At 71.7% G+C, this 13,024-nt stretch carries 8 protein-coding genes; 3 read left to right on the top strand and 5 right to left on the bottom strand.

Annotated features, from left to right (window positions below):
* The first annotated feature begins 128 nt into the window (after positions 1 to 128).
* Complete coding sequence (locus FZ103_RS02050) at positions 129 to 869, top strand: GntR family transcriptional regulator (protein ID WP_155998255.1); 741 nt, start codon at positions 129 to 131, stop codon at positions 867 to 869.
* Positions 870 to 938: 69 nt separating this feature from the next.
* On the top strand, positions 939 to 2,372 hold the full coding sequence (locus FZ103_RS02045; RefSeq protein ID WP_186355672.1) for a PTS transporter subunit EIIC: 1,434 nt from the start codon (positions 939 to 941) through the stop codon (positions 2,370 to 2,372).
* Between the two features lie 684 nt (positions 2,373 to 3,056).
* Here FZ103_RS02045 and secA read toward each other — a convergent pair.
* Positions 3,057 to 6,002 carry a preprotein translocase subunit SecA gene (gene secA / locus FZ103_RS02040; RefSeq protein ID WP_186355671.1) on the bottom strand — a complete coding sequence of 982 codons (2,946 nt, stop codon included), beginning with the start codon at positions 6,000 to 6,002 and terminating at the stop codon, positions 3,057 to 3,059.
* A gap of 229 nt (positions 6,003 to 6,231) precedes the next feature.
* Between secA and FZ103_RS02035 the strand changes: the two genes are divergently transcribed.
* Entirely contained in the window at positions 6,232 to 6,711 is a 480-nt protein-coding gene (locus FZ103_RS02035) for a hypothetical protein (protein WP_255429689.1), read from the top strand.
* Positions 6,712 to 6,890: 179 nt separating this feature from the next.
* Here the strand turns inward: FZ103_RS02035 and hpf are convergent, their stop codons facing one another.
* From hpf to mtrB, 4 genes are all read right to left on the bottom strand, one after another.
* Positions 6,891 to 7,580: a ribosome hibernation-promoting factor, HPF/YfiA family gene (gene hpf, locus FZ103_RS02030; protein WP_186355670.1), complete on the bottom strand. Its 690-nt coding sequence runs from the start codon at positions 7,578 to 7,580 to the stop codon at positions 6,891 to 6,893.
* Positions 7,581 to 8,455: 875 nt separating this feature from the next.
* A complete protein-coding gene (locus FZ103_RS02025; RefSeq protein WP_155998253.1) occupies positions 8,456 to 9,214 on the bottom strand; it encodes a ComF family protein in 759 nt (252 codons plus the stop codon).
* Positions 9,215 to 9,359: 145 nt separating this feature from the next.
* Positions 9,360 to 11,267: an LpqB family beta-propeller domain-containing protein gene (locus tag FZ103_RS02020; protein ID WP_186355669.1), complete on the bottom strand. Its 1,908-nt coding sequence runs from the start codon at positions 11,265 to 11,267 to the stop codon at positions 9,360 to 9,362.
* On the bottom strand, positions 11,264 to 13,015 hold the full coding sequence (mtrB, locus tag FZ103_RS02015) for an MtrAB system histidine kinase MtrB (protein ID WP_155998252.1): 1,752 nt from the start codon (positions 13,013 to 13,015) through the stop codon (positions 11,264 to 11,266). Before mtrB ends, FZ103_RS02020 begins: the two co-directional genes overlap by 4 nt.
* Positions 13,016 to 13,024 lie beyond the last annotated feature (9 nt).

The raw sequence follows: 13,024 nt of genomic DNA, 5'->3' as shown, positions 1-13,024 counted from the left end.
GTTACGGCACGCTGCGGGATGGCCTGGGTGTGCCGGGGTCCACATATTGACACACATGGCCGGGCTGTGGTCTAGTCCGGCCTATACCAGTCCTACCAGAATGTCACACGACCGAACAGGCAACCTCCATGGCGATCGATCCCACGAGTCCCGTTCCCAAGTATTCGCAGCTTAGGGACCTGCTACTCGACTGGATCGTGGAAACCGGCCTCTCGGTGGACGACCCGATCCCCTCTGAGCGCGAACTGGGCCAGCGCTACGGCCTGTCGCGGATGACCGTGCGCCAGACCATCGACCTGCTGGTCTCGGAGGGCAAGCTGTACCGCGTCCCGGGCAAGGGCACCTTCCTGGCCCGGCCCAAGATCGAGATGTCGCTGGCGCTGGCCTCATTCACCGAGGACATGCGCGCCCGCGGCTTCCGCCCCGGCGCCCAGGACCTGGTGCGCCGGGTCCTGCCCGCAAGCGGCAGCACCGCCCGGGACATGGGCCTGGCGCCCGAGACCCCGGTGCACCACATCGAGCGGCTGCGCACCGCCGACGGCGAGCCCATGGCGGTGGAGCGGTCCAACATCCCCGTCGACCTGGCGCCCGGACTGGACAAGCGCAACCTGGCCGGCCGGTCGCTGTATGCGGTGCTGGAGCAGGATTACGGAATCATCCTCGACTCCGGCGAGCAGACCATCGAGGCCGCGGTCTGCGACCCGGCCGACGCCAAGCTGCTCGGCCTGCCGCAGAACAGTGCGGTGCTGTCGATGCGGCGCCGCAGCTTCGCCAACGGCCGCTGCGTCGAGTTGGCGACCTCGCGGTACCGAGCCGACCGCTACACGCTGCACTCGCGCCTCGACCCCCGACGTCCGGGCGGCTCCTGACCACCGCCCGGCCCCACCGCGCGTCCGCGCGCACCCACCATCCGACCCGTTCGAAACAGGGAGGAACCCGTGAGTTCCACGTCGACAGCCTCCGGTGGTCCACCCGCCACCGGATCCTCCTCGAAGGTCCTCGGCGTACTGCAGCGCATCGGCCGCAGCCTGATGATGCCCATCGCCGTCCTGCCGGCGGCGGCGATCCTGCTGCGCCTGGGCCAGGGCGACATGCTCGGCAGCAACGGGGGCGAGCCCGGCGGGCTCGCCGACGTCGGCGGCATGGGCTGGATGCAGCCGGTCGCCGGCGTCATCGGCACCGCCGGCGACGCGCTGTTCCAGGCGATGCCGCTGCTGTTCGCCGTGGGCGTGGCCATCGGCTTCGCCAAGCGCGCCGACGGCTCCACCGCCCTGGCCGCCGTGGTGGGCTACGTGGTCTTCGACCGCGTGACGCGCTACATGTTCTTCAACTTCGACCCCAGCGGCGAACTGCGCGAGCGGGTGACCGCCTTCGACGCCGAGGGCGCCGAGGTCATCAACTGGGGCGTTAAGAACCCGACCGATGTGCTCGGCGGCATCGTCATCGGCCTCATCGCCGCCCTGCTCTGGCAGCGCTACTACCGCATCAAGCTGCCCGCATGGCTGGGCTTCTTCGGCGGCCGCAGGTTCGTGCCCATCATCACCGCCGTGGCGGCGCTACTGGTCGCCGTGGTGTTCGGCTTCGTCTGGCCGACCGTGGGCGGCTGGATCAACGGCCTGGGCGAGTGGATCGTCGGCTCGGGCGCGGTGGGCGCCGGGGTCTACGGCGTGGTCAACCGGCTGCTGCTGCCCTTCGGCCTGCACCACATCGTCAACTCCGTGGTGTGGTTCGTCTTCGGCAGCTACACCGATCCCGACACCGGCGCCGTGATCCACGGCGAGATCAACCGCTACCTGGCCGGCGACCCCACCGCCGGCGGCTTCCTCTCCGGCTTCTTCCCCGTGCTGATGTTCGGCCTGCCCGCGGCGGCCTTCGCGATGTGGCGGGCGGCCCACCCGAGCCAGCGGGCCGCGGTCGGCGGCATCATGATCTCCGCCGCGCTGACCGCCTTCGTCACAGGCATCACCGAGCCGATCGAGTTCGCGTTCATCTTCATCGCGCCGGTGCTGTTCGTCGTGCACGTCGTCCTCACCGGCGTCTCGATGGCGATACTCAACGCCCTCGACGCGCACCTGGGCTTCGGGTTCTCCGCGGGGCTCATCGACCTGGTGCTGAACGCGTTCAAGTCCAACACGACCGGACTGGGCTGGATCCTGGGCATGGGGCTGGTCTACGCCGTGCTGTACTACCTGGTCTTCTACGTCCTCATCACCCGGCTGAACCTGCCCACCCCGGGCCGCGAACCCGTGGAGGAGCAGGCCTCGGTGGCCACCGACCCCGACGCCTCGGCGTCGTCGTCGGGAACGGGCACGGGATCGGAGGCGGCCGACAGCAGCGGCGGCGGCAGCGGCGGCAGCCGTTCGAGCGGCTGACACGGGCCGGAGTCCAGGCCGACACGACCGGGACCCCGTGGGGCGGGCCGCCCCGCGGGGTCTTGGCGCGGTTCCAGCCTTCCGCCGGGACCGCAGGAACCACCGCGGACCACCGCCGCTAACGGAGTCGCTTCGCGCCACGTACTTGTTCTGCGCCGGCTTGCCGCCGAGCGCACGGTGCACCTTATGCGCTGGAACCCGGCCACCGGGGGCGCGGCTCCATCCGGCAGGTACCGCGTGCGCTCGGCGGCAAGCTGCGACCGCGCTACGCGAACCGCGCCCATTGCCGCAACCCCGACGGTGGCCGCCCCGGGTGGTACCCGGAGGGTTCCTCTATCCCGACGACAGCAGGAACCCACCGGGAACCACCCAAGGCGAGCACCACAGCGGCTGCGGCAATGGGGCTGAGATGCGCGAAGCGCCGCGCGCCGGCTTGCCGCCGAGCGCACGGTGCACCTTATGCGCTGGAACCCGGCCACCGGGGGCGCGGCTCCATCCGGCAGGTACCGCGTGCGCTCGGCGGCAAGGAAACACGTGACGGGAAGCGTCCCCGATGGGGTGGTGGCGGGCCGGCGGGCGGGCACGTGACGCGAAGCGTCCCCGATGGAGTGGCGGCGGCCGCGGCGGAGCCCGGAGGACTCCGACCGCGGCCGCCGCCGCAGGTTCACCGCATCGGCACCCGCTCTAGGCGTTGCGGTTGCGCGGGTCGCCGTGGCACTTCTTGAACTTCTTGCCCGACCCGCAGGGGCACGGGGCGTTGCGGGAGGTGCCGGCGTAGGCGTCCTCGGCGGTCTCGGTGCGGGTGTCGACACCGCCGTCCTCGGACGGCGCCGAGTACTGCAGCCGACTGGGGCGGCTCTGGCCGAATCCGGGGACCACGATCTCCTCGCCGCCGTCGTCGACGGCGTCCTTGTCGGCCGCCGCCTCGCGCTCGGCTGCGGCCTCGGCCTCGACGACGTCCTCGGCGTCCAGGCCGGCCGACTCGGCGCCGGTCTTCTCGGGCGCCTCGGCCTCCTCGCGCTCCTCGGTGGCCACGGCGCCCTCCGCCGGAGCCGCGGTGACCACCGCGCCGGCGGCGCCGGCCGCAGTGGCGGCGGCGCCGGCCGGGGTGACCGACGCGGTGCTGCGGCCGCGGACCTGCACCTCGACGTTGAAGAGGTAGCCGACCGACTCCTCCTTGATGGCTTCGAGCATCTCCTGGAACATGTCGAAGCCCTCCCGCTGGTACTCGATCAGCGGGTTGCGCTGGGCCATGGCGCGCAGGCCGATGCCCTGCTGGAGGTAGTCCATCTCGTAGAGGTGCTCGCGCCACTTGCGGCCCATGACCTCCAGGATCACCCGGCGCTCCAGCTCGCGCATGGCCTCCGAGCCCAGCTCCTCCTCGCGGCGCGCGTAGGCCTCGTGGGCGTCCTCGCGCACCCGCTCGGAGATGATGTCGGGCGTCAGCGTGCTGAGCTCGCCGCCGTTCTCCTCGATCAGGTCGTCGACGCTGAAGCTGATCGGATAGATCTGCTTGAACGCCTTCCACAACCGGTCGAGGTCCCAGTCGCCGGCGTCGCCCTCGGAGGTGGCGGCGCGGACGTAGCCGTCGAGCACGTCGTCGAGCATGCCCTCGGCCTGCTCGCGCAGATCGGCGCCCTCCAGAACCTTGCGCCGCTCGGCGTAGATGACCTTGCGCTGGCGATTGAGGACCTCGTCGTACTTCAGGACGTTCTTGCGGATCTCGAAGTTCTGCGCCTCGACCTGGGCCTGGGCCGACTGGATGGCCTTGGTGACGACCTTGGACTCGATGGGCTGGTCGTCGGGGATGTTCAGCCGGTCGTAGATGAGCTCGACCCGCGCGCTGTTGAACAGGCGCATGAGGTCGTCCTCAAGGGAGAGGTAGAAGCGCGAGAGGCCCGGGTCGCCCTGGCGGCCGGAGCGGCCGCGCAGCTGGTTGTCGATGCGCCGGGACTCGTGCCGCTCGGTGCCCAGCACGTAGAGCCCGCCGGCCTCGACGACCTGCTCGTGCTCGCTCTCGACCTCCTTCTTGGCCTTCTCCAGGGCCTCCGGCCAGGCGGCCTCGTACTCCTCGGGGGTCTCCAGCGGGGTCAGACCGCGCCGCTGCAGCTCCTCGTCGGCCATGAACTCGGGGTTGCCGCCGAGCATGATGTCGGTGCCGCGCCCGGCCATGTTGGTGGCGACGGTGACGGCGCCGAGCTTGCCCGCCCGGGCGATGATCGCGGCCTCACGCGCGTGGTTCTTGGCGTTGAGGACCTCGTGGGCGATGCCGCGCCGCTTGAGCATCTTCGACAGCAGCTCGGACTTCTCGACGCTGGTGGTGCCGACCAGGACCGGCTGGCCCTTCTCGTTGCACTCGGCGATGTCGTCGACGACCGCCTCGAACTTGGCGTCCTCGCCCTTGTAGATGACGTCGCGCTCGTCGGAGCGGATCATCGGCTTGTTGGTGGCGATGGGCACGACGCCGATGCCGTAGGTCTGGTTGAACTCCGCGGCCTCGGTGACGGCGGTACCGGTCATGCCGGCCAGCTTGTCGTAGAGGCGGAAGTAGTTCTGCAGGGTGATCTTGGCCTGGGTCTGGTTCTCGTCCTTGATCCGGACGCGCTCCTTGGCCTCGATCGCCTGGTGCATGCCCTCGTTGTAGCGGCGCCCGCGCAGCACCCGGCCGGTGAACTCGTCGACGATGAGCACCTCGCCGTCCTTGACGATGTACTCCTTGTCGCGCCGGTAGAGCTCCTTGGCCTTGATGGCGTTGTTCAGGAAGCTGATGAGGGGCGTGTTGACCGACTCGTAGAGGTTGTCGATCCCCAGCCAGTCCTCGACCTTGGCCACACCGCTCTCGGTGATGCCGACGGTGCGGTTCTTCTCCTCGACCTCGTAGTCGGTGTCGCGGACCAGTCGCGGGGCGATCTTGGCGAACTCGGAGTACCACTTGGAGTTCTGCTCGGCGGGGCCGCTGATGATCAGCGGGGTGCGCGCCTCGTCGATGAGGATGGAGTCGACCTCGTCGACGATCGCGTAGGCGTGGCCGCGCTGGACGCACTCCTCCAGCGAGATGGCCATGTTGTCGCGCAGGTAGTCGAAACCGAACTCGTTGTTGGTCCCGTAGGTGATGTCGGCGGCGTAGGCGGCCTGGCGGTCGCCGCGCGGCATCTCCGGCGCCAGCACGCCGACCTTCATGCCGAGGAACTGGTAGATGCGGCCCATGTTCTCGGCGTCGCGCTTGGCCAGGTAGTCGTTGGGGGTGACCACGTGCACGCCGTCGCCGGTCAGCGCGTTCAGGTAGACGGCGAGGGCGGAGGTCAGCGTCTTGCCCTCACCGGTCTTCATCTCGGCGATGTTGCCGAAGTGTAGTGCCGCGCCGCCCATGAGCTGGACGTCGAAGTGGCGCTGGCCGAGGGTCCGCTTGGCCGCCTCGCGCACCGCCGCGAACGCCTCGGGCAGGAGGTCGTCGAGCGACTCGCCGTCCTTGTGCCGCTCGCGCAGCTCGTCGGTGAGCTCGCGCAGCTCGGTGTCGCTGAGATCGACGAAGTCGTCCTCGATGGAGTTGATCTGGTCCTTGAGCTTGTTCAGCTTGCGCAGGATCTTGCCCTCGCCTGCGCGGAGGACCTTGTCGAGTATGGCTGGCACTTCTTATGCGCTCCTCGCAGATCTGGGCCCGCATCTGGAGGCGGACGGATCCTTGACCCCCAGCGTTCCATCCTAGGCGACCCGCCCGCCCCCGCGTGCATGCACGGATGGTCACATCCCCGTCACGGCTGCATACCCGCCGGTGGACGCCCGGTTTGCCGCCCGCACTTCGGGTTATTCCGCCCCTAAACGGGCTGTGCACACCGACTGGTACCTGGGAGGTGCCGCAATGACGGATGGCGAGAGCCCGAGCGGCCGGGCCGAGGGGATCCCCGCCGCGCCGCCGGCGGACGAGGAGCTGCAGCGCCCGGGTCCTCCCCAGACGCCCCAGCGCTATGTTCGCGGTTACCAGGGCGAAGCCGGGGACTTCGCGCCCACCAAGACCCACCGCGGCCGCCTGGGCTCGTGGATCGCGGTGTCGGTGTTCCTCGTCGGGTTCGTTCTCGGCGGGGTCGGAATTTCGCTGAGCGTGAACTGGTGGCTGATCGGCATCGGCCTGGGGCTGATGGCGGTGGGAAGTGTGCTGTTCCTGGTGACCGACATCTTCACCGACGTGGTGCTGGACGACCCCCACGACGCGTCGGAGGAACCGCACAACACGCCCCTGCACCGCATCAAGTCCGAGGACCGGCGCACCGCGGAGGGCGAGGAGGGCCATCGCCCCGCCACCGACGACAGAGCCGATCACGGCAGGAGAACCGAGGCCTGAGCCCGTCGAGCCGGCATCCGCCGCCGCCTGCCTCTCCTCCGGGCGGCGCGGGCGAAGGCCGCGGGCGACCCGGCACACCGGGGCCGGGCGGGGGCGCCCCGCCCGGCCCTTGCCTGCGGTAGGCGCCCGGCGCGCCCGCGGCCTCCTCGGAGGGCGGGCGCCCCGGTCCGGCCGACGGGTCAGTCGACCAGGCGCAGCACCCCGTAGTTGAAGCCCTTGCGACGGTAGACCACGCTGGGGGCGTTGCGGTCCTCGTCGTGGAACAGGTAGAAGTCGTGCCCCACGAGTTCCATCTCCATGAGGGCCTGGTCGATGGTCATCGGCTTGGCCGAATGGAACTTCTCGCGGACGATGACGGGGCCGTCGCCCTGGGTGTCGAGCTCGACGAAGTCCTCGGAGAACTGCTCGTCGACGGCGCTGCCGTCGAACTCCTCAGGGCTCTCATCGGGGCTCGCGGCAGGTGCGGGGACCACGGCCGAATCCACCGTATCGGCCGGTGCACCGGGGCCGTTGCCGGCGAGTTCGGCGGTGGCCGCGGCCACCGAGACCGGGGCGCGGTTGCCCTTGTGCACCTTCTTGCGATCGGCCAGCTTGCGCAGCCGCGACTCGATACGGTCGATCGCCATGTCCAGGGCGTTGTAGCGGTCGTCGGCGGACGCCTCGCTGCGGATCACCGGGCCGGTGGAGCGGATGGTCAGCTCGACCCGCTCGCACATGTCGGCGAGCTTCGGGTTCCGCTCCTTGGACACCTCCACATCGACGCTCATGCCCTTCTTCTCCCACTTGGAGAGCTTGGTCAGCTTGTTCTCGACGTGCTGCCGGAACTTGTCGCTGACACCGGTGCGTCGACCTTTGACGATGATGTCCACAAGACCCCCTTCAACGCGTGGCCACCGATGGCGGTGGCACGGCTTTCGTGCTGCCGCTCCGCGCAAGGGCGCGGAGCTCGCTAGGACTCCGCTGCCCTCCTCTCCGCCGCCTCGCGGCCGCCCCTGCGGGGCCGCGCGGCGACTCGGCCGGTCTTTGGTTTGGCTCTGCGTATACCCACAAGATCACGGCTCATATCCGCTCCGCGGGCAGGGATCGGCACTGGTCAGCGGAGGGAACCGGACACGCGGCGCAGACGGGCGCACTACGGCGCCGGCGGGGGCGTGCGGGGCGAGAACAGGGGCTCCGGAGCCGGCGCGCGGAGGGGCGCCTGCCCCGATCCGCGCACCGGCCGTGGATGCCACCCGTCCGGCCGACCTGGTCTTCGTCCCCACATCCGCCTGCTGAGGGGCCCGCCGCGCTTGAGCGCGACTACTGCCCTTCTCCCGCGACCGAGGGACATCGGGACCCTCTGCGGGGCAGGACTTACCTCTAAGCCGCACCGTGATCGGTCGACGAAAAGTCGCCTTACGTGGGCCGTTTCGCCTGCGGCTGGCATCGGCTTGCCGAGTCGGCGCCCCCCACGAGAGGGCGCCGTACGCGGCGCAACCACGGACCCGGACGGGTGCCATGTCTTGAACGCTAACCCGAGTTCCGCCGGATGTCAGGTGCTGATATCGCTCCGTATGCCCATCGGGGCACCCGAGTCGACCGCGCAGCGCCCGCCTCCGCCCGCATTCGCGGCGCTCGGCGCCGCCCGATTTCCTGTTCGCCCCCCGATCCCGCCGCCGACGGCGCGGCCGCGCTGCGCCCGGCCCCCGGATCGCCGGTGCCGCGCGACCGGCCCTGCGGATGCGCTCGGGGCCGGCGGTCGCGATCAAGAGCGCTCGGCGAGGACGGCGCCGCCGACGACCACGGCGCCCGAGCAGCGCAGCGCCCGCGCGGCCTCGGCAAGGGTGGCACCGGTGGTGACCACGTCGTCGACGACCATCACCCGCCGCCCGGCGACGTCCGCGGGAGCACGCACCGCCAGGGCTCCGGTGAGGTTGGCGCGGCGCCGGTCGCGGCCCAGTCCGACCTGGTCGCTGACGCGGCGGCGGTGGGCGAGAACCGGGGCGGGGGGTGGAACGCCCGGACCGCAGCGGCGCGCGGCGGCCCGCGCCAGCAGCAGCACGGGATCGTAGCCGCGCCGGCGCAATGCGGCCCGCCGGGCGGGGACGGGGACGAGCAGCACGTTCCGGCGGGCAGCCGCCGCGTGCACGGCCGGGGCCAGGCGGGCTCCGAGGGGCGCCGCGAGGGCGCGCGCACCGTGCTCCTTGAACGCCAGCAGCACGCTGCGCTCCAGACCGCTGTAGCCGCCCGCCGCCCACACCGGCGGGCAGCCCGCGCGGCGGCGGCACGGACGGGCGCGGGAGCCCAGCGCGCGGGCGCAGTGGGCGCACAGCCGGCCGCCGGGCCGCGAGCACCCGGCGCAGTGGTCGCCGAGGAGCAGCCCGAGAAGGCCGGCCAGGGCGGCCGCGAGGGAGTCGAGGGCACGGGGTGCCCGGCGCCGGGCGCGGGACCCGGGCCCGCCCGCGGGTGCGGGCGGGCCGGTACGTGCGGAACGGGTGGGCGGGGAGGGGGTCGCTTCGCTCATGGCCTCAGGTTCGGCTCCCGCCGCCCGGCTCCGCCACACCGATCCGGCGCCTGTGGACGACGAGCCCGGCCCCGGCCCCGGGTCCCCCGGCGGCCGGCTTCCTCGCGGCCCCTCCCGACCGCAGGAGGGCGCCGGCCCGGCGGCTTCAGCCGGGGTACACCGGGTTGGTGCCGTCGATGACCCGCTGCCAGTTGATCCGGTCGTTGGTCATCCAGACGTGGTCGTCCTCGGTGCTGGAGAGCAGCGGAAGCCCCGGCGCCGCGGTGATCCCGACCATGTCGGTACCCGAGGGCGCACCGGCGCTCGTGGTCTCGGTGCTGCCGTCCAGCGACACCAGGTAGCCCTTGGCGGCGTCCTCCTCGGTGCGGCCGAGCACGGCGAGCTGGTCGCCGCCCCGCCAGGAGACGTCGGAGATCTCCTCCAGCTCCGTGGCCAGCGGAAGCTCCCCGCTGAGGGTGACCCCGCCGTCGGAGTGGACGACGCGGCCCACCGTCAGCTCGGTCCCGGTGCCCTCGCCGTCGTTGCTGAGCACCGCCGCGCGGGTGCCGTCGCGCGACAGCCGCAGCGCGCTGACCTGGGTGTCGGCCAGGTCGGGGACGTCGACCTCGACGGGGTCGGCGCCGCCGCGCAGCATCCACACGCGGGTGCCGGGGTCTCCGCCGCCGTCGCCGGAGGGGGAGGGCGAAGGGGTGGTGTCGCCGCGCTCGGTGTCCTCGGCGAGGGACTGGGCCTCCTCCTGCTGCCCGGGCCCGTCGCCGCCGGTCGAGACGTCCTCGGTCACCCACAGGTTCCCGTAGCCGTCCCACGACAGCGACGTGTAGCGGCCTCCCGAGAGCACGGTGGCGTATTCGCTGCCCTGGTCGGTCGCGGCGACGACGACCTCCCGGCCGCCGGCGCGGATGCCGGCCACCTGGTCCTCGTCCAGGGAGACGGCGTGCTGCTCCAGCGGGATCCGGCCCGTACCGGCCGCGCCCTGGACGCGGTTCTCCTGGGGCATGGTGTCGCGGCTGTCGCTTTCCAGCGACCACATCTCCCCGTCGCGGACGAAGTAGGCGCGCAGGTTGCCGGTGACCCCCGAGGGGTTGACCGACTCCCAGTCGCCGCCGCCGGTGAGCAGGTTCTGGCTCTCGTCACCGGGGATCTCGATCTCCTGGCCGCCCACCCGCAGTGTCAGTTCCTGGACCTCGGGGAGCTGGCGCAGCGTCCACACGAGCTGCGCCCCCATGCCGAAGCGCTGCTTGGCGCCGCCGGCGGCGGAGTGGACCTCGACCGTGACCGCGCCGGCGTCGTAGGCGACATCGGCGGTCGCGTCCTCGGGGAAGGCCGACTCCACGGCCGCGTCGAGCCAGCTCGTGGGGCCGTCGACCAGCATCTTCACCAGCCGGGTGGCCGAGCGGTCGCTGCTGACCGGCAGGAACACCGGGTCGGGCACCAGGGTGCTGCGGTCGCGGTTGAAGAAGTACAGGTTCAGCGGCCGGTAGGCCAGGTCGACGTCGCTGCGGCTGAGCACCAGGTGCTCGGGCGGGTCGGAGATCCGCCACTGGCCGTCGCCGTTGCGCACCAGTTCCAGCGTGATGTCGATGACCTGGCCGGCGTCGGCGGGGAGGTACTGCCCGCCCCGGTCGATGAGGGCCATCCGGCTGCCGAGCAGCCGCACCGTCGCCGTCTCGCCGTCGTCGCCCACCCGGGTGTCGATGGCGAGCTTGTCGGTGTCCTCATAGACCAGCACCCGGCCGTTGGGCGCCCAGTCCGTCCTGGGTTCGGAGGCCAGGTACTCGCGGGCGGCGCTGTGGTTCTCCTCGAAGCTGCCCATGCTCTTGAGGAAGCCGCGCACGAGCCCTTCGGGGTCGACGCCGGGCTGGGGGCCGGGCGGCAGCTGGCGCACGTAGCCGCTGCCGGAGGCCGAGCCGGCGTCACCGCCGGCCCCTTCGACGACGGGGCCGCTGCTGGGCACCGTCGCACACGCCGACAGCCCCAGAGCCAGTGCCGCGGCGGCCGCCGCGGCGGCGGTGCGCCGCGCGCGCCCCCAGGGGGCGCCGGCCGTGCTGCTCACGAGACCTCCTCGGTGGTGCCTGCGCCTGCGCCGGTCGTGTTCGACGTGCGCTCGCCCATCGCCGCGGACAGGCCGCGGACGCGCCCGGTGGCCATTTCCGGCGGAGCCAGCGGCAGCGGGGACCCGCGCAGTTCCTGGCCCTCCCGGCGCGGCAGTGAGAGCCGGAACTGCGACCCCTTGCCGGGCATGCCCCAGGCCTGCAGCCAACCGCCGTGCAGCTGGGCGTCCTCCTTGGCGATGGACAGGCCCAGCCCGGTGCCTCCGGTGGTGCGCGCCCGCGCGGGGTCGGCACGCCAGAAGCGGTCGAAGCACAGGTGCTCCTCGCCCTCCTTGAGGCCGACGCCGAAGTCGCGCACGGCCACGGCCACGGCATCGCGGTCGCCCGCGGCGGTGACGATGACGTCCTTGCCCTCGCTGTGCTCGATGGCGTTGACGATGAGGTTGCGCAGGATGCGGTTGATGCGGCGCACGTCGAACTCGGCGGTGCAGGGCTCGGCGGGCAGCCGCATCACGACCTTGATGCCCGTCTTCTCGGCGATCTGCTCGGCGTCGCCCACCGCCTTCATCACCGCGTCGCGCACGTCGACCGACTCCATCGACAGCGTGGCCGCGCCGGCGTCGTGGCGGCTGATCTCCAGCAGGTCGGCCAGCAGCTCCTCGAAGCGCTCCAGCTGGCTCTGCAGCAGCTCCACCGAGCGGCTCATGTGCGGTTCCAGCTCGTCGCGGTCCTCATACAGCAGGTCGCCCGCCATGCGGATGGTGGTGAGCGGGGTGCGCAGCTCGTGTGAGACGTCGGAGGCGAACTGGCGCTGGACCTGGGACAGCTCCTCCAGTTCGCGGATCTTCTCCTGCAGATTGCCGGCCATGTCGTTGAACGACAGCGCGAGGCGGGCGAGGTCGTCCTCGCCGCGCACCTTCATCCTCTCCGAGAGGTCGCCCGAGGACAGCCGCTCCGCCGAGCCGGCCGCCGCGCGCACCGGGATCACGACCTGGCGGGTCACCACGTAGGCGATGACGGCCAGCAGCAGGATCAGCGCGGTGCCGACGAGGAAGACCGTGTTCTGCACGAGGTCGAGCATCTGCTGCTCGTGGTCCATCGGGAAGAGGTAGTACAGCTCGTAGGCGTTGGACAGCCGCGCGCCCACGACCAGGCCGGGTGAGCGGGAGTCGTCGCGCACGATCTGGGTGTAGGTGACGTACTGCGTGCCCAGTTCCGGGCTGTCGCCGACCTCTTCGCGCAGCCGCTCGGGGACGCTGGCCTCGTCGACGGTGGCATAGCCCCGCAGCCCGCCCACGTCGGGCAGCATGGCCACCTCGTACAGGCCGGTGGTGCCGCTGTGGTTGCTCAGCTCGGCGGTGATCTCGCGGGCCATGCCGTCCTGGTCGGCGCTCTGGTCGCCCTCCTGCATGATGCTGACGGCCTGGTCCAACCCGGCCTTGTGGTCGTTGAGCGCGGCTTCGCGCTTGGCGTCGAGCAGGCCGGTCAGTACCTGCTGGACCAGGAAGAAGCCCAGCACCGCAGTGACCAGCGCGGAGATGAGCAGTGTCGTGGTGACCACGCGCAGCTGCAGCGAGCGCCGCCAGCGCGAGTGCACGCCGCGCACCAGCGCGCGGGCGCCGCGCTGCGCACTCAGGTAGCAGCGCAGCGGAAGCGCGGCCAAGCGGTGCCAACGCGAACGCGCGGCGGCCCGGTCCTGTTCCGGCTGCGCCGCGTACTCGGTCTCGACATCGCCCGTCACCTGTGCCATCGCGAGGGG

Source organism: Streptomonospora sp. PA3, from assembly GCF_009728995.1.
Lineage (GTDB): Bacteria > Actinomycetota > Actinomycetes > Streptosporangiales > Streptosporangiaceae > Streptomonospora.
The sequence above is the reverse complement of the archived record's forward strand: the minus strand, read 5'-3'. Positions and strand labels throughout refer to the sequence as shown.